15 protein-coding genes and 1 pseudogene are annotated in these 19,303 nt (G+C 68.3%); 4 read left to right on the top strand and 12 right to left on the bottom strand.

Translation table 11 applies throughout. From position 1 onward, the window contains the following. The first annotated feature begins 1,235 nt into the window (after nucleotides 1-1,235). Entirely contained in the window at nucleotides 1,236-1,760 is a 525-nt protein-coding gene (locus F8566_RS11370; protein WP_151560173.1) for an RRXRR domain-containing protein, read from the top strand. Here F8566_RS11370 and F8566_RS11365 read toward each other — a convergent pair. Next, nucleotides 1,654-3,093, bottom strand: coding sequence for a rhamnulokinase (locus F8566_RS11365; protein WP_151560110.1), 1,440 nt, complete (start codon nucleotides 3,091-3,093; stop codon nucleotides 1,654-1,656). The two genes, F8566_RS11370 and F8566_RS11365, sit on opposite strands and share 107 nt — an antisense overlap. A gap of 170 nt (nucleotides 3,094-3,263) precedes the next feature. Between F8566_RS11365 and F8566_RS11360 the strand changes: the two are divergent. Beyond that, nucleotides 3,264-4,448: pseudogene (locus F8566_RS11360) on the top strand (RNA-guided endonuclease InsQ/TnpB family protein). A gap of 29 nt (nucleotides 4,449-4,477) precedes the next feature. Here F8566_RS11360 and F8566_RS11355 read toward each other — a convergent pair. The 10 genes from F8566_RS11355 to F8566_RS11310 form a co-directional block, all read right to left on the bottom strand. Continuing rightward, nucleotides 4,478-5,056 (bottom strand): LutC/YkgG family protein, encoded by a 579-nt coding sequence (locus tag F8566_RS11355; RefSeq protein WP_151560109.1) that lies wholly within the window; start codon nucleotides 5,054-5,056, stop codon nucleotides 4,478-4,480. Beyond that, entirely contained in the window at nucleotides 5,053-6,417 is a 1,365-nt protein-coding gene (locus F8566_RS11350) for a LutB/LldF family L-lactate oxidation iron-sulfur protein (RefSeq protein WP_225993050.1), read from the bottom strand. The genes F8566_RS11355 and F8566_RS11350 overlap by 4 nt, the downstream gene beginning before the upstream one ends. Before the next feature lie 74 nt (nucleotides 6,418-6,491). After that, nucleotides 6,492-7,220, bottom strand: a complete 729-nt coding sequence (locus F8566_RS11345) for a (Fe-S)-binding protein (RefSeq protein WP_151560107.1) — start codon at nucleotides 7,218-7,220, stop codon at nucleotides 6,492-6,494. Continuing rightward, on the bottom strand, nucleotides 7,220-9,250 hold the full coding sequence (locus F8566_RS11340; RefSeq protein ID WP_151560106.1) for a bifunctional aldolase/short-chain dehydrogenase: 2,031 nt from the start codon (nucleotides 9,248-9,250) through the stop codon (nucleotides 7,220-7,222). Before F8566_RS11340 ends, F8566_RS11345 begins: the two co-directional genes overlap by 1 nt. Before the next feature lie 6 nt (nucleotides 9,251-9,256). Continuing rightward, nucleotides 9,257-10,381: an L-rhamnose isomerase gene (gene rhaI / locus F8566_RS11335; RefSeq protein WP_151560172.1), complete on the bottom strand. Its 1,125-nt coding sequence runs from the start codon at nucleotides 10,379-10,381 to the stop codon at nucleotides 9,257-9,259. A 113-nt stretch (nucleotides 10,382-10,494) separates the two neighbouring features. Continuing rightward, nucleotides 10,495-10,815, bottom strand: coding sequence for an L-rhamnose mutarotase (locus F8566_RS11330; protein ID WP_151560105.1), 321 nt, complete (start codon nucleotides 10,813-10,815; stop codon nucleotides 10,495-10,497). A gap of 49 nt (nucleotides 10,816-10,864) precedes the next feature. Further along, nucleotides 10,865-11,926 carry a rhamnose ABC transporter substrate-binding protein gene (gene rhaS, locus F8566_RS11325; protein WP_151560104.1) on the bottom strand — a complete coding sequence of 354 codons (1,062 nt, stop codon included), beginning with the start codon at nucleotides 11,924-11,926 and terminating at the stop codon, nucleotides 10,865-10,867. Then, nucleotides 11,926-12,921, bottom strand: coding sequence for an ABC transporter permease (locus F8566_RS11320; RefSeq protein ID WP_151560103.1), 996 nt, complete (start codon nucleotides 12,919-12,921; stop codon nucleotides 11,926-11,928). Before F8566_RS11320 ends, rhaS begins: the two co-directional genes overlap by 1 nt. 37 nt (nucleotides 12,922-12,958) lie before the next feature. After that, nucleotides 12,959-14,113: an ABC transporter permease gene (locus F8566_RS11315; RefSeq protein ID WP_225993049.1), complete on the bottom strand. Its 1,155-nt coding sequence runs from the start codon at nucleotides 14,111-14,113 to the stop codon at nucleotides 12,959-12,961. Next, nucleotides 14,110-15,633: a sugar ABC transporter ATP-binding protein gene (locus tag F8566_RS11310; RefSeq protein WP_151560102.1), complete on the bottom strand. Its 1,524-nt coding sequence runs from the start codon at nucleotides 15,631-15,633 to the stop codon at nucleotides 14,110-14,112. Before F8566_RS11310 ends, F8566_RS11315 begins: the two co-directional genes overlap by 4 nt. 200 nt (nucleotides 15,634-15,833) lie before the next feature. Here F8566_RS11310 and F8566_RS11305 point away from each other — a divergent pair, with 200 nt between their 5' ends. Next, nucleotides 15,834-16,856 carry a LacI family DNA-binding transcriptional regulator gene (locus F8566_RS11305; protein ID WP_151560101.1) on the top strand — a complete coding sequence of 341 codons (1,023 nt, stop codon included), beginning with the start codon at nucleotides 15,834-15,836 and terminating at the stop codon, nucleotides 16,854-16,856. Nucleotides 16,857-16,935: 79 nt separating this feature from the next. Here the strand turns inward: F8566_RS11305 and F8566_RS11300 are convergent, their stop codons facing one another. After that, a complete protein-coding gene (locus F8566_RS11300) occupies nucleotides 16,936-17,529 on the bottom strand; it encodes a hypothetical protein (RefSeq protein ID WP_151560100.1) in 594 nt (197 codons plus the stop codon). A gap of 319 nt (nucleotides 17,530-17,848) precedes the next feature. On the opposite strand from F8566_RS11300, the gene F8566_RS11295 reads away from it, so the two are divergent. Beyond that, nucleotides 17,849-19,285 carry a DHA2 family efflux MFS transporter permease subunit gene (locus F8566_RS11295; RefSeq protein ID WP_151560099.1) on the top strand — a complete coding sequence of 479 codons (1,437 nt, stop codon included), beginning with the start codon at nucleotides 17,849-17,851 and terminating at the stop codon, nucleotides 19,283-19,285. Nucleotides 19,286-19,303: the final 18 nt, after the last annotated feature.

The following is a 19,303-nucleotide window of genomic DNA, read 5'->3' as shown; positions in this document are numbered from 1 at the left end:
CTCGCTTCCCGAAGACTGCAAGGGAGGCGGTTGGAAACTGGAGGCCGGTACTCCAATGGATCGAGGCCCGGGGGCGAGTTCCGGAGCGGAAAGCCAGCCCAGGGAGAGAGTCGTTCCCGGCATGGGCAGCGCCACGGAGGGATACGACTCGGGTGGAACGCGACAGGGCGATCCTCTGAGTGGAGTGGAGAAGCCGCCGCCCGCCGGATAGCAGGCCCGGTTGAAGCTGGACTTTGCCGGCTTGACCCACACCGCGCGAACCCCGAAGCCCGGACGGGAAGAGTGAAGCTTCCCGTCCGGGCTTCTGGTCTGCGCTGGTCGCTGTCAGTTGCAGGCGAGCAACAGAAGCAGGCCAAAGCAGTTAACTTCGTCCCCGTCATGATCACGGTCATGATCGCGGTCGTGATGATGGTGCTCGCACCCGTTGTCCCAGCAGCCGACTTGGCTCACGGTGGATGTGACGGGCCTGACCGTGCTCGCTTGGGCGGGAGACGTCGTGGCAAGGACACTGGCGAGAATCCCGGCTGTCGCGACTGAACCCGCAAGAAGGTGCCTGGTGTTCACACTGCTCTCCTCTGTGTCGCAGCGGTAGACGCTGCGTAATGCCCGCCCGACCACTGTATGTGCTTGATCTTTCACTATCAGTGATAAGCCCGTGTTGTGTGGTGTCGCAAGGCTTGTCCGGTAGATCTTCCTTTGATCATGGAGTGACCAGGCACTTCTTGCGTGCTGCGCCGCTTCCGTCTCCTCGGGGCGGCTCAAGTGTCGGCAAAGTCGAAGGCATTCGAAACGACCGAAGAATGTCGTTCGGTAGCAAGTGGGTTACAGAGAGCCACGAGAAGGGGTATGCTCCAGGAGCGAGAACATCAACAACCCGCCCGGGCATGCAAAGTCCTGTCATAGCTCACCACGGAGGAGATCGCAGACGCCCTCACCCCCTGGTCGGCCGAGCGCCGACACCGACGCCTTGCTCGCCTTGATGTGTCAACCGGCCCGAAACACCTCCACCCCCTCGAGCTCCAACCCCGCCCCCGCAGAGACAGCAGGTCGATGACGCGGCAGCGGACAGCGTGTGGACATGCGCGTGGACGTTTGGGCCGCTGGTTGAGGTATCCGCCCACGAATGGCCCGGCCGCCACTGGGCCGTCGTGATCGATGCCTCCCGGCCGAACACCCAGACACATGACTCACCGACTGGTGAGGATCATCGGGTCGCCGTTCAGGACCCGAAATCGATGCCCCTTTGGTCAAACGCTCCCCGGTCTGCAGGCCGGGGCCGGCCCCGCTGGTCGGGGTGGGCCTTGTTTGACCAGCCCAAGCCAACACGCATCAAGGAGGAACCTGTGTTACCGGCCGCCCGGTTCGACAATCTGGCCCGGCCACAGAGGTGGCTGGCACCGTCCTTCAAGCACCGCGTGGACACCACCGTCTCGTGGGTGGACCGGCTGTCGCGCTGGGCACCCGTACGGGCGGTGCGTGTGGAGCACGTCGCGTTCGACACCCACCTCCTCCGGCTCGGCCCGGGCCGCCCCCTACCGGGGTCTGGATTCCTTCCCGGCCTGAAGACCAGGGCATCCGCCGGAGGAACTGGTGAACCCACCGTTGGGCGACTCCATTGCCAGCGACGGCGAGCATCCCCAACCCAGATAAGTCTTAAGCCAGTTCGTTCGTCCTGCTTGCCAGGGTTTTCGCGGCGTTCTCCCAGGATGTCAGCGAGCCTGTGGGCTCGTAGCGGCGCAGGGGCTGAGTTCGAGCCATGAGCGCGCGCAGCTCACTCAGGTCTCCGATCAGCCCGGCCGCCCGTGCCTGCACGCCGATGTTGCCCAAGGCGGTGGCCTCGGCGGGCCCGGCGATGACGGGCAGGCCGAGGGCATCGGCGGTGAGCTGGCAGAGGAGGGGGTTGTGGGAACCGCCTCCGACGAGGTGAACGACCTCGACCTCGTGCCCGGACAGCTGTGCCGCTTGGCGGATCACGGTCCGGTGACCGAGGGCGAGGCTGTCCAGGATGCAGCGGACGTATTCGGCGCGGGTGTGCGGCACCGGCTGGTGGGTGCGCTCGCAGTAGGAGGCGATACGGGCGGGGATGTCGCCCGGTGACACGAACGACGGATCGTTGGGATCGATGACGCGGCGCAGGGCCGGTACCTCGGCCGCGCGCTCGAGAAGGGCAGGCAGATCGGAAGCAGCAAGGTTCCAGGTACGCAGTGATTCGGTGAGCAGCCAGAGCCCCATGATGTTGCGCAAGTACCGGACGGTGCCGTCGACACCAGCCTCATTGGTGAAGTTGGCGGCTCGTCCCTCCTCACTCAAAATCGGTGCGTCGACCTCGACTCCGGCCAGCGACCAGGTGCCGCATGAGATGTAGGCGAACTTCGGGTCGGTGACGGGGATCGCGGCGATCGCCGACGCAGTGTCATGGGACGCGACGGTTGTTACGGGGGTGCCCGTGAGTCGGCCGAGATCCACAAGCCTCCCCGCGGGGCTACCCGGTACTCGCAGGTCCGGGAAGATCTTGCGCGGGAGGCCGAGAGCGCCGATGAGCTCATCCGACCAGCCTCCGGTACGGGCTTGCCAGAGCCCGGTGGTGGAGGCGTTGGTCCATTCCGCCCCTCGTTCACCGGTGAGCCAGAAGGAGATCAGATCGGGAATCAGCAGGAACGTGTCCGCCTGGGCCAGGAACGGCTCGGCCGCCAACTGATAGAGGGTGTTGAACGGGAGAAACTGCAGACCATTGATTTGGTAGAGCCGCTCAGCGGATACGCGCGCGTGCACCTTGTCGATCACTGCGGCGGTACGTTCGTCGCGGTAGTGGACGGGGTTGCCGAGCAGCCGGCCCTCCTGATCGAGGAGCCCGTAGTCGACGGCCCATGAGTCGATGCCGACCGAAGCCAGGCGGTCGGACTCGATCCGTGTGAGCCCGTCGACGATGTCGCGGTACAGGCCCAGCACGTCCCAGTGCAGGGTCCCGTTGACGCGGGCAGGCCGGTTGGCGAAGCGGTGCACCTCGGTGATGTCGAGCCTGTCGGGCCCGACGTCCGCCGTGATGACGCGTCCGCTGGACGCGCCAAGATCAACCGCGGCGAACGTGGTCATCGGGGTTCCTCCATGGAGATTCCCGCCTTCAGGCGGGTGAGGGAACGGACGCCTGCGGAGCAGGGCAGGTGAAGACGATGCACCGCCAGGGCGCATGATCGTCGGCTTCCCACTGCTCGCAGGGTCTCGCAAACAATCTTGATAACGGGTGAGTTGTGCAGAACGAGCATGTGAAGCGGGCGTTCAAGTACCGCTTCTACCCGACTGATGAGCAGGCGGCCGAGCTGTCGCGCACGTTCGGTTGCGTGCGGAAGGTCTACAACCTGGCACTTCAGGCCCGGACCGAGGCGTGGACGCTGCGGGCCGAGCGGGTCAACTACAACGCCACCTCGGCGATGTTGACGGCGTGGAAAAAGACCGAGGAACTGGCCCACTTGGGTGAGGTGTCCAGTGTGCCGTTGCAGCAGGCTTTGCGGCATCTGCAGGGCGCGTTCGCGGCGTTCTGGGACAAGCGGGCGAGGTATCCGCGGTTCAAGTCCCGCAAGAAGGCCCGGGCCAGCGCGGAATACACCCGCTCGGGGTTCAGGTTCCGCGACGGGCGGCTGACGCTGGCCAAGATGGCCGCACCTTTGGACATCGTGTGGTCCCGGTCGCTGCCCGAGGGTGCCGAGCCTTCGACGGTGACGGTGTCCCGTGACGGTGCCGGGCGCTGGTTTGTGTCCCTGCTGTGCCAGGACGCGACGGTGAAACCGCTGCCCGTCACAGGCGCGGCGGTCGGGATCGACGCCGGGATCACCAGCCTGGTGACCCTGTCGAGCGGGGAGTAGGTCACCAATCCCCGGCACGAGCGCCGCGACCGGGAACGCCTGGCCCGCGCGCAGCGGGAGTTGGCCCGCAAGGCCAAGGGCTCGGCGAATCGGGACAAGGCCCGCCGGAAGGTGGCCCGCATCCACGCCCGGATCGCCGACCGGCGGCGGGACTTCCTGCACAAGCTGACTACTCGACTCCTGCGTGAGAACCAAACGCTCGTGATCGAGGACCTGACCGTCCGCAACATGGTCAACAACCACGCTCTGGCCCGCGCCATCAGCGACGCGGCCTGGAGCGATTTCAGGATCATGCTGGAGTACAAGTGCGCCTGGTACGGCCGTGACCTGGTGGTGGTGGACCGCTGGTTCCCTTCCACCAAACTGTGCTCGGCCTGCGGCACCCGCGCCGAAGCGATGCCGCTGAACGTCCGTGAATGGACGTGTAGCGGCTGCGGCGCGACCCATGACCGGGACGTGAACGCAGCACGCAACCTGCTGGCCGCCGGACGGGCGGCCGCTGTCTGTGGAGACGGTGTAAGACCTCAACGGAGCACTCCGGGCGGGCAGTCGTCGATGAAGCAGAAAACCCCAGCCCGCGAGGGCTAGGAGCCCCCTCCTACAGGAGGGCGCGGACGTCAAACGAGGAATACCTCCAGCGTGCGGGGTCCGTGGACTCCCTCGACCCGGGACAGCTCGATGTCACTGGTGGCCGAGGGCCCCGAGATGAACGTCAGGGGGCGTGTCAGGTCGAGACGTGCCAGCGCTTCCGGCACGTCGGCGGCGATCTGGTCGGGTGTGACGACGATCAGGTGATGGTCGGGAACGAGGGTCAGTGCCCGGCGTCCCTGACGGGGCCCGTGGTCCAGCACGATCGTTCCGGTCTCGGCGATCGCGACGGCGCAGCCGGTGATCACCCCGCCGACGGCCTCCAGGTCGTACGGCTCGGTGACCACGCGGTCCGCGAGTCCGGCGGTCCACTCGGCCGGGAGGTCGGGCGGTATCACGTACGGTCCTTCGCGCAGCGCTGTGGGCAGTTCGCTGACCGGTGCGTCGTGGACGATCGCGCGGTAGTCGGCGAGCCGTTCGGCCAACAGCTCGCGGAGGTCCTGCTCGTGATGGCGGATCAGGTAGTCGCGGGCGATCTGCTCGTACTCGGCTGCCGGATCGCCGGAACTGCGGAGCCTGCCCAGGATGGCTTGGCGTGCGCTGGTCATCGGCCTTCCTTCCACCATTGGCGGAACGACTGGGCGGGCGGGACGGGTAGGTCACGCGTGTCCGTCCAGCTCCTCGGCATCCGGGCATGACGGGCGAACCGCCGTCCCCGCGCGGCGGCTCGCTGCAGGGCGGCCAACCGCTTGGGAGTACGGAGGCTCCACGCGGCGGCCGTCATCGCCAGCCGTTCGGGCGCCTTCTTGGGTGCCCGGGCCCGCAGGTGGACGAGGATGCGAGGAATGTCGATGGCGACGGGGCACACCTCGTAACACGCTCCGCACAGGGACGACGCGAAGGGGAGTGAGGCGTCGACGTCAGAGCCGATGCCCCGAATCTGGGGAGACAAGATCGCGCCGATGGGCCCGGGATAGGGCGAGCCATAGGCGTGCCCGCCGGCGCGCGCGTAGACGGGACAGACGTTCAGGCACGCCGAGCAGCGGATGCAACGCAGGGCCTCGCGGCCCACGGGGTCGGCGTTGATGGCGGTCCGCCCGTTGTCGAGCAGCACCAGATGGAACGCCGACGGCCCGTCTCCGGCATGCACCCCGGTCCAGGCCGAGGTGTAGGGATTCATGCGTTCCGCAGTGGAGGAACGGGGGAGCACCTGCAGGAACACCTCAAGATCGCGAGCGGTCGGCAGGAGCTTCTCGATGCCCATGACGGTGATGAGTGTGTCCGGAAGGGTCAGGCACATCCGCCCGTTGCCCTCCGACTCGACCACCAGGACGGTGCCGGTTTCGGCGATCGCGAAGTTCGCGCCAGAGACCGCGACCTTGGCCGACAGGAACTTGGCCCGCAGATGCCGCCTCGCCGCCTCGGCGAGCACAGCGGGATCGTCGGTGAGGTCGGCCGGCGCCGACGGCATTTTCCGCTGGAAGATCTCGCGGATCTCGGCCCGGTTCTTATGGATCGCGGGAACGAGAATGTGCGACGGCCGATCGTCACCGAGCTGGACGATGAGCTCGGCGAGGTCGGTCTCGTACGCGGTGATGCCACGCTCGGCGAGCGCCTCGTTCAGCCCGATCTCCTGCGTGGCCATGGACTTGACCTTGACCACCTCCCGCTCGCCGGTCTCTTCCACCAGCCGAGCGACGATGGCGTTCGCCTCATCCGCATCGCGTGCCCAGTGCACCGTCCCACCGGCGGCGGTGACCTTCTCCTCCAGCATCATCAAGTAATGGTCGAGATGCCGCAGCGTGTGGTCCTTGATCTGCCGCGCCGCCTCCCTCAGCTCCGCCCAATCCGGCAGTTCGTCAACAGCCCGCTGCCGCCGTTCCCGGATCGTCCCCGTGGCGTGAGCAAGATTGGCCCGCAACCTACTGTCAGCAACCGCCTCCCGAGCCGCCTTAGGAAACGAGGGCATCCCAACGTAAGTAGGCATCCTCCCGCCACCCACGCCACCCAGGTTGCTCGTGCTGTTTGGGTCGGGTTTGTTGGTCATGCTGTGCTCGCCAGGATTTCGGCCAGGTGCATGACGCGGACGCCGCTGCGTTGGCGGGAGAGCGTGCCGCCTATGTGCATGAGGCAGGAGTTGTCCACGGCGCAGAGCACCTCGGCTCGGGTCTGTTTGACGGCGGCGACCTTGTCGGCGCACATGGCCGCTGACACGTCCGCGTTCTTGAGGGCGAACGTGCCGCCGAAGCCGCAGCACTCGGTTGCGTCGGGGAGGTCGACCAGCTCCAGGCCGTCGACCTCCCTCAGCAGCTGTTGCGGGCGGTCGCCGAGCTTCAGCATCCGCAGCCCGTGGCAGGTCGGGTGGTAGGTGACCCGATGCGGGAAGACGGCGCCCACGTCGGTGACGCCCAGAACGTCCACGAGAAGCTCGGAGAACTCATGGACGCGCGGGGCAAGCGACTTTGCGCGTTGGGCCAGGTCTTCTCGTCCGGCTTCGTGGGCGACGGTGCTGTGCCAGTCACGGACCATCGCGGCGCAGGAGCCGGATGGGACCACGATGGCGTCGTAGCCCTCGAAGGTTGTCGTGAACGCTTCCACCAAGGGGAGTGCCTGGTGGGGGTAGCCGCTGTTGAGGTGCATCTGCCCGCAGCAGGTTTGGGTTAGCGGGAAGTCCACCTCGTGCCCTAGGCGCTCCAGGATGGAGACGACGGCCTTCCCCGTTTGTGGGTACAGCGTGTCGTTCACACAGGTGACGAAGAGTGCGATCTTCATCAGCGCAGGAAGGCGGCCGCGACTCCGGCGTCTACTGGGACGTGGAGGCCGGTGGTGTGCGTGAGGTCGCCGCCGGTCAGTGCGAAGACCGCGTTGGCCACGTGCTCAGGGAGCACCTCGCGCTTGAGAAGTGTCCGTTGGGCATAGAACTCGCCTAGCTTCTCCTCCTCGACGCCGTAGACCGCGGCGCGGTTGGCGCCCCAGCCGGAGGCGAAGATGCCCGAGCCGCGGACGACGCCGTCCGGGTTGATGCCGTTGACGCGGATGCCGTGTTCCCCGAGTTCGGCGGCGAGCAGGCGGACCTGGTGGGCCTGGTCGGCCTTGGCGGCGCTGTAGGCCACGTTGTTGGGGCCCGCGAAGATCGAGTTCTTGGACGAGATGTAGACGATGTCGCCGCCCATCGCCTGATCGATCATGATCTTGGCGGTCTCCCGGGAGACCAGGAACGAGCCGCGGGCCATGACGTCGTGCTGGAGGTCCCAGTCGGCGACGGTGGTTTCGAGAAGGGGTTTCGAGAGGGACAGGCCGGCGTTGTTCACGATGAGGTCCACTCCGCCGAAGGCCAGGACGGCGGTCGCCAGGCCTGCGCGGATGTCGTCCTCGCTGGTGACGTCGGCTGCCACCGCGATCGCCACGTCGGACCCGCCGAGCTCGGCCGCGACCTTCTCCGCGGACGTGAGGTCGCGGTCGGCGACGACCACGCACGCGCCCTCGGCCGCGAGGCGCCGCGCGGTGGCCGCGCCGATGCCCGATCCGCCGCCCGTCACGAATGCGACGCGGGTCGCGAGCGGCTTGGGCTTCGGCATGCGCTGGAGCTTGGCCTCCTCCAGCGACCAGTACTCGATCCGGAACTTCTCGGCCTCGTCGATGGGCCGGTAGGACGAGACCGACTCGGCGCCGCGCATCACGTTGATCGCATTCACGTAGAACTCGCCGGCCACGCGGGCGGTCTGCTTGTTCGCGCCGAACGAGAACATCCCCACGCCCGGAACCAGCACGATCGCCGGGTCGGCGCCGCGCATCGCGGGCGAGTCGGGGGTGGCGTGGCGCTGGTAGTACGCCTCGTATTCCGCCCGGTAGGCGGCGTGCAGCTCGCCCAGCCTGTTGCGGACCTGGTCGAGCGGTGCGGAGGTCGGCAGGTCGAGAACGAGCGGCGCGACCTTCGTACGCAGGAAGTGGTCCGGGCAGGACGTGCCGAGGGCGGCCAGTCTGGGGTGCTCGGCGCGGGAGACGAAGTCCAGGACAGCGTCGCTGTCTGTGTAGTGGCCGACCTGGTGACGGTCCGTGGACGCCAGGCCGCGCAGCAACGGGAACAGCTCTGCGGCCCGGACGTGCCGTTCGGCCTCGGGCAGCGGCTCGTAGCCGGAGATCACCGGGCCGAACGGCTCGGGACGTCCGTGCTCGGCCAGATACGTCTCGGCCGTGCGGATGATCTCCAGGGAGTTGGCCTGGCATTCGGCCGAGGTCTGACCCCAGGCGGTGATGCCGTGGCCGCCGAGGATCACGCCGATCGCCTGCGGGTTCTCCGCCTTGATCTTCGCGATGTCCAGTCCGAGCTGGAAGCCCGGGCGCCGCCACGGTACCCACACGACCCGGTCCCCGAAGATCGTCTGAGTCAGCGCCTCGCCGTCGGCCGCCGTCGCGATCGCGATGCCGCTGTCGGGGTGGAGGTGGTCCACGTGCTCGGCCTCGACCAGCCCGTGCATGGCGGTGTCGATCGACGGTGCCGCCCCGCCCTTCCCGTGCGCGCAGAAGTCGAAGGCAGCGACCATCTCGTCCTCGCGGTCCACCCCGGGGTAGACGTCCACGAGGGCCCGCAGCCGGTCCAGCCGCAGCACGGCCAGGCCCGCGGCGGTCAGCGTGCCGAGGTCACCGCCCGAGCCCTTGACCCACATCAGCTCCACGGGCTCGCCGGTGACCGGGTCGGTCTCGGCGCCCTTCGCGGAGGTGTTGCCTCCGGCGTAGTTGGTGTTGCGCGGGTCCGATCCGAGCGTGTGGCTGCGGTTCAGGAGTTCTTCGACGATGCTCATGGTCGTTCAGGCCCCCCATCCGGCCTGGGTGCCGCCGACGCGTTCGGCGACGATCTTCTCGAAGTAGCCCGACGCCTTGTACGCGGCGATCGGGTCGCCCGCCAGTCCCTTGTCCTCGCGCCATTGCACGAGCAGGGGGCGGACATCGGTGTTGTAGGCGTCCATGAGCACGGCGTTGGCGCCGAGCACGTCACCCGCGTCCTGCGCCGCCTTCAGCGCGGGGGCGTCGACGAGCAGCGCCTTGGCCGTGGCCTCCTGGACGTTCATCACCGAGCGGATCTGGCCCTGGATCTTCGGCTCGATGTTGTGGCACTGGTCCAGCATGAAGGCCACCGCGGTTGCCGGGTCGAGCCCGCCGCCGCGCACCACCTCGTGCATGATCCGGAACAGCTGGAACGGGTCGGCCGAGCCGACCATCAGGTCGTCGTCGGCGTAGAAGCGGGAGTTGAAGTCGAACGCCCCGAGCTTCCCCGCGCGCAGCAACATCGCGACGATGAACTCGATATTGGTCCCCGGCGCGTGGTGGCCGGTGTCGACGCAGACGACCGCCTTGGGCCCGAGCGCGACGCAGTGCGCGAACGAGGTGCCCCAGTCCGGCACGTCCATCGTGTAGAAGCTCGGCTCGAACAGCTTGTACTCCAGCAACATCCGCTGGTGCTGGCCGAGCCGTTCGTACACCTCGGCGAGAGCGTCCGCCAGGCGGTCCTGACGGGTGCGGATGTCGTCCTGGCCGGGGTAGTTCGTCCCGTCCGAGAACCACAACTTCAGGTCGCGCGACCCGGTGGCGTCCATGATGTCGACGCACTCGAGCAAATGGTCGGTCGCCTTGCGCCGCACGCCGGGGTCGGGGTTGGTCACCGAGCCGAGCATGTAGTCGTCGTCCTGGAAGACGTTCGCGTTGATCGCCCCGAGCCCGACCCCGAGCGAGCGCGCGTACTCCGCGAGCGCGGCGTAGTCGTCGACCTTGTCCCACGGGATGTGGAGGGCGACGGTCGGGGCGGCCCCGGTGAACGCGTGCACCTGCGCCGCGTCGGCGATCTTCTCGTACGGGTCGCGGGGCACCCCCCGCTGCGCGAAGACCTTGAAACGCGTGCCGGAGTTGCCGTACGCCCACGAGGGCGTCTCGATCATCAGATCGTCCAGGCCGGCGATGCCGCCCGGCGCGGAGGTGGTGCCGGGCTCGGTCGCGATCCCCGGCGGGGGGGTGCTGTCAGTCATCGTCTCTCATCCCCGAATCAGCGCTTCTAGTCAAGGTGGAAGACCTCGGTGAGCGGCACCATCCCGGTGTCGGGGGCGGCGCCTTCCAGGTCCTCGAAATAGGGAGCCATCTCGTGCTGCCAGCGGGCATTGACGTCGGTGGCGGCCATCCCGGCGAGCGCGGCGTCGAAGTCGTCGGTCTCCAGATAACCGACGAGCAGGCCGTCGTCGCGCAGGAAGAGGGAGTAGTTCCGCCAGCCGGTCTCACGGAGCGCGTCCAGCATCTCGGGCCAGACGCGCTCGTGAGCCCTTCGGTATTCCTCAAGCCGGTCTTGGCGGACCTTCAGGAGAAAACAAACCCGTCGCATGGGAGCCTTCAGTGTCAGGTGTCTTCGACGTCAGGTGTCCAGTGCGGGCCTAGAAGTCGAACTGGTCGATGTTCCCGGTGTTGAAGACGGTGGGCGGGCCGAGGATGACGACCCCGTCCTTGCCGACGGTCTTCTTGCCGAGCTTGCCGGCCTCGAACGTCTCGCCCTCCTTGCCGGTGATCTGCCCGGAGGCCAGCGCGCCGCCCGCGTAGGCGGCCAGGTAGCCGAGGTCGGCGGGGTTCCAGAGCTCGAACTCCTTGACCGTGCCGTCCTTGACGAACTTGCGCATCTGGTTGGGCGTGCCGAGGCCGGTCAGCGCGACCTTGCCCTTGTGCGGCGAGCCGGACAGGTACCGGGCCGCTGCGGCGATGCCGACGGTGGTCGGCGAGATGATGCCCTTGAGGTCCGGGTAGGACTTGAGCAGGCCCTGGGTCTCGGTGAACGACTTCTGGTCGTCGTCGTTGCCGTAGGCGACCTTGACGAGCTCCATGTCCTTGTACTCGGGCTTCTTGAGCTCGTCCTTCATGAACTCGATCCAGGTGTTCTGGTTCGTGGCGTTCGGCGTCGCCGACAGAACCGCGATCTTGCCCTTGTTGCCGATCTGCTTGGCGAGCAGCTGGACCTCGGTGCGGCCGATGTCCTCGGCGCTGGCCTGGTTGATGAAGACGTCACGGCCCGCGACGGCGGCGTCGGAGTCGTAGGTGACGACCTTGATGCCCGCGTTACGGGCGTTCTTGAGCGCCGGGACGACCGCGTTGGAGTCGTTGGCGGAGATGACGATGACGTCCTGCTTCTGCTGGGTCAGCGTGTTGATGTACGACACCTGGCTGGAGGCGCTGGCGTCGGACGGGCCGACCTCCTTGCTCTCACCCTTGAACGCCTTGACGGCGTCGGCGCCGCCCTTGTTCGCGATCGTGAAGTACGGGTTGTTGATCTGCTTGGGCAGGAAGGCGATCTTCAGCCCGGACTTGAGCGGCGCGTTGGGGTTGGCGCTGGCGCCGCCGCCCGCCGCCGGGGCCTCGGTCTTCGCGTCGTCCTTCGTGGTTCCGCCACAGGCGGTGAGCAGCACGCTCGCCACGGCCAGTGCCGTGAGCTTTGGCAAGAGGGACATTAGACGGACGTTCCTTCCATGAGTGGTGGTGGTGTGACCGTCCGGGACCTGCGATTCCGGACGAGCGTGGCGAGGTTGGGAGCGAGTACCGAGGAGATGAGCAGCAGGCCGGTCACGAAGTTGAGGACCTCGTTGGACACGTCGGCGAGGATGAGCGCGTTGCGCAGCACGCCGAAGACCAGGACGCCGGTGAGGACGCCCGGGAGCGTGCCGCGGCCGCCGAAGAACGACACCCCGCCGAGCAGCACGGCCGCGACCACGGCCAGTTCCAGGCCGGTGCCGTTGTCGGCGCGGGCGCTGGAGTAGCGCAGGGTGTAGACGATCCCGGCCAGGGAGGCGAACACGCCGGACGCGACGAACAACCAGAGCTTGATCCGCTTCACCCGGATCCCGGCGAAGTAGGCTGCCTCCTGGTTGTAGCCGAGCGCGAAGACCGACCGGCCGAGCGGGGTGGCGTGCAGGATCACTCCGGCGATCACGGCGAGGACCGCGACCAGCAGGATCGGCTTCGGGATCGGGCCGATGGAGCCGGTCGCCCAGCCGGTGTAGACCTGCGGGAAGTCGGCCACGGCCTTGTCCCCGAGCACCACGTACGCCAGCCCTCGGTACAGGGCGAGGGTGCCGATCGTGACGGCCAGCGAGGGGAGCCCGAGCCGGGTCACCAGCAGCCCGTTGACCAGGCCGCAGACGGCGCCGACGAGGAGCGCGATCACGAAGATCGACTCGATGGTGAGTCCCGCGTCCCAGAGCGTGCCGATGATCGCGCTGGTCAGGCCGAGCGTCGAGGCGACCGACAGGTCGATCTCACCGGTGATGACGACGAGGGTCAGCGGGATCGCCATGAGCGCGATCTCCGAGACGTCCAGCAGGAGGAACGACATGTTCGACGTGCCGGAGAAGCCCTCCACGGTGAGGGAGGCGACCGACCAGGAGCCGATCAGCAGCACCAGCAGCGCGCTCTCCCACGACATCAGCCTGTTCTTCACGTCGCTCATCGGGTCACCTCCGCGACCTTCGGGGTGGTCTCGATGTTCATCGGGTTGCCTCCGCGGCCAATGGGGTGGTCTCGACGGACCGTTCGCGGCTCTTCTTGCGCAACCGGGCGGCGAGCCGCAGTGCGAGCAGCCGGTCCAGGACGATCGCGGCGAGCAGTAGCGCGCCGTTGATGGCGTACTGGGCGAGCGAGTCGACCTTCAGCACGGCCAGGGCGCTGCTGATCGAGGTCAGCAGCAGTGCGCCGAGCGCCGCGCCCCAGGCGCTGCCGACGCCGCCGGAGATCGCCACGCCGCCGACGACGGCTGCGGCGACCACGTCGAGCTCCTTGCCGGTGGCCACGGTGGCGTCGAGCGTGCCGAACCGGGCCGCCCACAGCACGCCGGCGAGGCCCGCGATCGCTCCGTTCAGCACGAACACCGTCAGCAGGCGCCGGGTGACGGGCACGCCGGCGAGGATCGCCGCGTCCGGGTTCGAGCCGATCGCGTACAGCTCGCGGCCCGACCGGAGGTTCGCGAGCCCCCAGCCGACGGCGGCCAGCACCGCCAGGGTGATCAGCGGCAGCACCGGCACCCCGACGATCTTCGCGGTGCCGAGGGACAGGAAGCCCGACGGCATGTCGGCCGCGTTGACCTGGCGGCCGCCCGCGAACCAGTAGTCGACGCCGCGGATCACGTACAGCGTGCCGAGCGTCGCCACCAGCGCCGGGATCCGGAAGTAGGCGACCAGGGCACCGTTGAGGAGCCCCCATGCCGCCCCCATCGCGATGCACGCGAGGGCCACCACGATCACCGGCAGGCCCTTGTGGTCGGCCAGCAGCACACCCGCCAGGAACGCGGACAGGCCGGTGGTCGAGCTGACCGACAGGTCCACGTTCCGGGTGATGATCACCATGGCCTGGCCGATGGCCAGCAGTCCGATGATCGAGGCGTTGAGCAGGATGTCGCGGAAGCTGTCGATCGAGAGGAACCCGGAGTTGGCCAGGCCGGTGACGACGAACAGCAGGACCGTCGCGCCGACGATGCCGAGCTCCCGGATCCGGCCCAGGCGTTCCAGGGTGCCGTTCATGCGCGTGCCGTTCACTCGCGTGCCGCTCGCGCTCGCGCCGTTCCCGCCCTTGCCGTTACCGTCCCCGCTCTTGCCGTTCGCGTCGGCGCCGTTCGCGCTGGTGTCCTTCGCGCTCGTGCCGTTCACGCGGCGGCCTCCCCGCGTCCGGTGGCGGCGGCCATGACCTTCTCCTCGGTGGCGTCGGCCCGGGCGATCTCGGCGGTCAGCCGTCCCTCGTGCATGACGAGGATCCGGTCGGCCATGCCGAGCACCTCGGGCAGGTCGGACGAGATCATCAGAACGGCCAGGCCCTCGGCGGCCAGGTTGGACAGCAGGCGGTGAACCTCCGCCTTGGTCCCGACGTCGATGCCCCGGGTCGGTTCGTCGATGATCAGAACCTTCGGGTCAGTCGACAGCCACTTGCCGAGGACGACCTTCTGCTGGTTGCCGCCGGACAGGACGCCCACGGCGTCCGACAGGCGGGAGTACTTGAGCTGGAGGCGCGTGGCCCAGTCGGAGGCGAGGGCGCGTTCGGCCGAGCCGCGGATGATCGGGCCGCGCCGCAGCCGCTTCATCCCGGTGACCGCCATGTTCCGCTCGATCGACAGCTCCATCACCAGGCCCTGCTGGCGCCGGTCTTCGGGCACCAGCGCGACCCCGGCGGCCATCGCGGTGGTCGGCGAGCCCGCGCGCAGCGGCTTGCCCTCGACCGCCACCGACCCGGCGTCCCACCGGTCGACGCCGAAGATCGCCCGGGCGACCTCGGAACGGCCCGCGCCGACCAGCCCGGCGAGCGCGACGATCTCGCCGCGCCGCACGTTGAACGAGACGTCGGTGAAGACGCCCTCGCGGGTCAGCCGGGACACCTCCAAAGCGACCTCGCCCGGATCGACCGCCACCTTCGGGTAGAGCTCGGTCAGCTCGCGGCCGACCATGCGCTGGACGAGGTCGTCCTCGGTGAGGTCGGAGACGCTCTCGGTGGCGATCCAGGCGCCGTCCCGCAGGATCGTCACGCGCTGGCAGAGCGAGAAGATCTCCTCCAGCCGGTGCGAGATGAACAGCAGCGCACAACCATGGGACGCCAGCGTGCGGGCCACGGCGAACAGGCGCTCGACCTCGCGGCCCGTCAGCGCCGCCGTCGGCTCGTCCATGATCAGGATCTTGGCGTCGCGGGAGATCGCCTTGGCGATCTCGACGACCTGCTGGTCGGCGATCGACAGGCCGCGCGCGGGGCCTGCGGGATCGAGCACCACACCGAGCCGGGCGAAGAGCTCCTCGGCGGCGGCGTTCATCGCGCCCCGGTCGAGCCGGCCGAACGCGCCGCGCGGCTGGCGGCCCATGAAGATGTTCTCCGCGACCGTGAGGTCGGGGAACAGCGTGGGCTCCTGGTAGATCACCGCGACCCCGGCATGCTGGGCGTCGGCCGGGCTGTGGAAGACCACCGGCTCGCCGTTCAGCAGGACCTGGCCGTCGTCGGGGCGGTGCACGCCGGCGAAGGTCTTCACCAGCGTGGACTTGCCCGCCCCGTTCTCCCCGGCCAGTGCGTGGATCTCGCCCGCGAACAGGCTCAGGCGGACCCCGCGCAGAGCCTGGACCGCGCCGAACGACTTGCTCACGTCGGCAAGCGCCAGCACGGGCGTCGGATCGCTCACCTGCGGCTCGCTCACCTGCGGCCTCCTGGTCTCATCTGTGGGTCCCCTGGGTAAAAATCGTTTTAACTCTGAATGTGGTGTGGACAGTAGATGTGAGCTCAGACACCCGTCAAGACCTGGAAGTCAAAGAGACATAACGGATTGACACGTTTTACTTACCTGCCGGGCGTGTGGCATGCTTCACCCGTTCACCCACGTACAGCCAGCGAGGGCCCATGGCGAGCAGTGATCCCGGCCAACGCGACGGGACGATCGGCATCAAGGAGGTCGCGCTCGCCGCGGGGGTCTCACCCGGAACGGTCTCCAACGTTCTGAACCGGCCCGAACGCGTCGCGGCCGGCACCCGTGCGCGCGTCATGCAGGTCATCAGCGAGCTCGGCTTCGTCCGCAACGGATCGGCCTCCAGCCTCAGAGCGGGTCAGGGCAAGCTCGTCGGCCTGATGGTCCACGACCTGGCCAACCCGTTCTTCACCTCGCTGGCCGCGGGCGTGGAGGACCTGATGAGCGAACGCGGCTACGCGGTGATCGTCTGCAGCTCCGCGACCTCGGTCGAACGCGAGGACAGGAACGTGCGGATGCTCGCCGAACAGGGCGTCCGGGGCGTCCTGGTGACCCCGGTGCAGGACGGCCGTGACCGGCTCAAACTGCTGCACGAACGCGGCATCGGGACCGTCATGCTCGACCACGCCGCCACCCGCGCGCAGCAGTGCTCGGTCAGCGTCGACGACATCGCCGGCGGCCACACGGCCGTCGCCCACCTGCTGGAGCAAGGGGCACGCGACATCGCGTACGTGTCCGGGCCGCTGACGATCCGCCAGTGCGCCGACCGCCGTGCGGGCGCGCTCAAGGCGGTCAGGCAGGTCCCCGGCGCGGCGCTGCGCGAGGTCGAGGCGTCCGACCTGACCCCCCGTTCGGGCCAGGAGGCCGCCGAACACCTGCTCGCCGAACTCCCCGACGCGATCTTCTGCGCCAACGACCTGCTCGCCATGGGAGTCCTGCGGGCCCTCCTGCAACAGGGCGTCCGCGTGCCCGAACGGGTCCTGCTGATGGGCTATGACGACATCGAGTTCACGACGGCTTCGGCCGTTCAGCTCACCTCGATCCGCCAGCCGACCTACCAGCTCGGACGGATCGCCGCCGAACTCCTCCTCGAGGAGTGCGACAACCCCGCCGACCACGCCCACCAGGAGATCCTCTTCCAGCCCGAGCTGGTGATCCGGGAATCCACCACCCGGTGACCTGGCAGTGCATGGGGCTCACTGATCCCGGTCGGTGAGGCCGTGGCGCGTGCCCCGTCAGGGCGTGTCGATACGCGCCCTAGTCCATCGACTCTTTCAGGACCGATAGCGCCGCTTCGTGATTGGGCTGCGCCCTGAAGTCGTCCGCAGTGTCCTTGTAGCCGGGGTCGTTCAGCAGGGTGGTGACCGATTTGTTTTCGGGCGACTCCGGGATGGACTGGCCCAGCAGGCCCGTCACGGAGATCGACTGAAGCTTGTCGAGGACGGCGCCGATGCCGGGGTACTTGGCGTTCATCTTCTTCAGGATCCCGAGCCTCTGCAGCGGATCGAGGCGGGTGAACCTGGCGAGCAGGCGGGCCAGTGGCCGGTCGGACCCGGCCTGGCCGACGGCATTGCCCCCGGCGTGACCGGCGTCATGACCGGTGGCATGGCCAGTGGTGTGAGCGGTGGTGTGAGCGGCGGCATGGCCGACGGCTTGGCCGGTGGCGTGCGTGCTGGCATGGCCGGGGGTGTGACCGGCGGCATGGCCGGGGGCGGGCGTGCTGGCGGGCGTGCTGACGTGTGCGGTGGGAACGGCGGCCGCGACAGCGACGCCTGGTAGTGCCGCTGGTAGTGCCGTGGTGGCCACGGCGGTGGCCAGGAGCAGGCCCGCCACGCGAAGGGAACCGTCCATTTGCTTCCTCTCTTCGACAGGTCAACTCCAGCGATCCTCACCGGCACCTTGGCAGCACCGCCCCGGGCGAATCACCGCCCCAACCCAATCCACACCGAATCCTGGTCCAGGGAAGAAGGCCGGAGCGTGGCACCGGAGCGTGGCACCCCAGCGTGAGGGCCGTGTGGGGCCGCAGCGTGGCGCGCATCTTGGCGCGCAGCGGCTTGGCGGCGCCGGCAGCGACCAGTTTCCCGGACCGGTGGTGTCCATCCATGTGAGAGAGACCACCGGAAAGGATGAACGGTTGAACGCCGACGTAATGAGTAATGAGAAGGGGCGGATGACGCCCAAACAGGCATGGGTGTTGGCCCTTGCTTCCTTGGCGTCGTTCATGATGGCCCTGGACAGCCTGGTCGTGACCACGGCGCTGAGCACGATCCGGCAGGATCTGACGGCCTCGCTCGAAGCACTTGAGTGGACGGTCAACGCGTACAACCTGACGTTCGCGGTGCTGCTGCTGACCGGAGCGGCACTGGGCGATCGGTTCGGGCGCCGCCGGATGTTCGTCGGCGGTCTGGCGGTCTTCACCGTCGCGTCGGTCGCCTGCGCGTTGTCCCCGAACATCGGATCGCTGATCGCGTCCCGGGCGCTGCAGGGTGTCGGTGCCGCGATGGTGCTGCCGCTGTCGCTCACCTTGATCAGTGCGATGTTCCCGCCGCGGCAGCGGGGCAAGGCGATGGGGCTGTACCTCGGCATCACCGGTCTGGCGACGTTCGGCGGCCCGTTCGTCGGCGGCGTCATCGCCGAGGGGCTGGCCTGGCAGTGGATCTTCTGGCTGAACCTGCCGCTCGGTCTGATCGTGATCATGCTCACGGCGCGGCGCGTGGACGAGAGCGTCGGCCCGAACAACCGGTTCGACCTGGGAGGGGTCGTGCTCGTGACCCTGGGCGCGTTCGGCATCGTCTGGGGTCTGGTCCGCGGGAACGCAGCGGGCTGGAGCAGCGCCGAAGTGCTGGGCGCACTGGTGCTCGGCGTCGCGCTGGTGGTCGCGTTCGTGCTCTGGGAGCAACGTACGAAGGCGCCGATGTTGCCGATGCGGTTCTTCCGGGTGAGGGCCTTCGCCACGGCCAACCCGGCGAACTTCACCGTGTTCGCTTCGCTGTACGGGACGTTGTTCTTCCTCGCGCAGTACTTCCAGACCGTGCACGGTGAGGGGCCGCTCGGTGCCGGCCTGCGGCTGATGCCGTGGACCGCGACGCTGATGGTGTGCGCACCGATCGCCGGCGCGCTGGCCGACCGGTATGGCGAGCGGGTGTTCGTGGTCGGCGGCCTGCTGCTGCAGACGATCGGAACGGGCTGGCTCGCCATGGTCGCCGACACCGACACCGGCTATCTCGAACTGCTGCCCGCGCTGATCATCGGCGGGATCGGACTCACCATGGCCATGCCCGCGGCCCAGAAGTCGGTCGTCGGGGCGGTGCAGCCGCAGGAGATCGGCCAGGCATCCGGCGCGTTCATGATGCTGCGAATCTTCGGCGGGGTGTTCGGCGTCGCCGTCGCGGTCGCCGTCTTCGCGAGCGTGGGTGGCTACGCGTCACCCGAGGAGTTCAGTGAGGGCTTCGCAGCGGCGATGGGCGCAGTGTCGGCACTCGCGTTCATCGGCATGCTCGTGGCACTCGGCATCCCAGCCAAACGACCGGCTGCCATGCCCACACCGCCGCAGCCGACAGGCGCCGCCATCCGCAACACCGCATCAGCAGAAACAACGGGACGGTAAGCAGCCGGGTGCACGGTA

The sequence above is a fragment of the Actinomadura rudentiformis genome (genome assembly GCF_008923185.1).
In the GTDB taxonomy this organism is placed as follows: Bacteria; Actinomycetota; Actinomycetes; order Streptosporangiales; family Streptosporangiaceae; genus Spirillospora; species Spirillospora rudentiformis.
This window is presented reverse-complemented; position numbering and strand designations above follow the sequence as displayed.

Coding starts and splice junctions, on each gene's coding strand:
- F8566_RS11370 (WP_151560173.1), top strand. CDS start 1,236: ATGCCCCTTTGGTCAAACGCTCCCCGGTCTGCAGGCCGGGGCCGGCCC.
- F8566_RS11365 (WP_151560110.1), bottom strand. CDS start 3,093: ATGACCACGTTCGCCGCGGTTGATCTTGGCGCGTCCAGCGGACGCGTC.
- F8566_RS11355 (WP_151560109.1), bottom strand. CDS start 5,056: ATGACCAGCGCACGCCAAGCCATCCTGGGCAGGCTCCGCAGTTCCGGC.
- F8566_RS11350 (WP_225993050.1), bottom strand. CDS start 6,417: ATGCCCTCGTTTCCTAAGGCGGCTCGGGAGGCGGTTGCTGACAGTAGG.
- F8566_RS11345 (WP_151560107.1), bottom strand. CDS start 7,220: ATGAAGATCGCACTCTTCGTCACCTGTGTGAACGACACGCTGTACCCA.
- F8566_RS11340 (WP_151560106.1), bottom strand. CDS start 9,250: ATGAGCATCGTCGAAGAACTCCTGAACCGCAGCCACACGCTCGGATCG.
- rhaI (WP_151560172.1), bottom strand. CDS start 10,381: ATGATCGAGACGCCCTCGTGGGCGTACGGCAACTCCGGCACGCGTTTC.
- F8566_RS11330 (WP_151560105.1), bottom strand. CDS start 10,815: ATGCGACGGGTTTGTTTTCTCCTGAAGGTCCGCCAAGACCGGCTTGAG.
- rhaS (WP_151560104.1), bottom strand. CDS start 11,926: ATGTCCCTCTTGCCAAAGCTCACGGCACTGGCCGTGGCGAGCGTGCTG.
- F8566_RS11320 (WP_151560103.1), bottom strand. CDS start 12,921: ATGAGCGACGTGAAGAACAGGCTGATGTCGTGGGAGAGCGCGCTGCTG.
- F8566_RS11305 (WP_151560101.1), top strand. CDS start 15,834: ATGGCGAGCAGTGATCCCGGCCAACGCGACGGGACGATCGGCATCAAG.
- F8566_RS11300 (WP_151560100.1), bottom strand. CDS start 17,529: ATGGACGGTTCCCTTCGCGTGGCGGGCCTGCTCCTGGCCACCGCCGTG.
- F8566_RS11295 (WP_151560099.1), top strand. CDS start 17,849: ATGACGCCCAAACAGGCATGGGTGTTGGCCCTTGCTTCCTTGGCGTCG.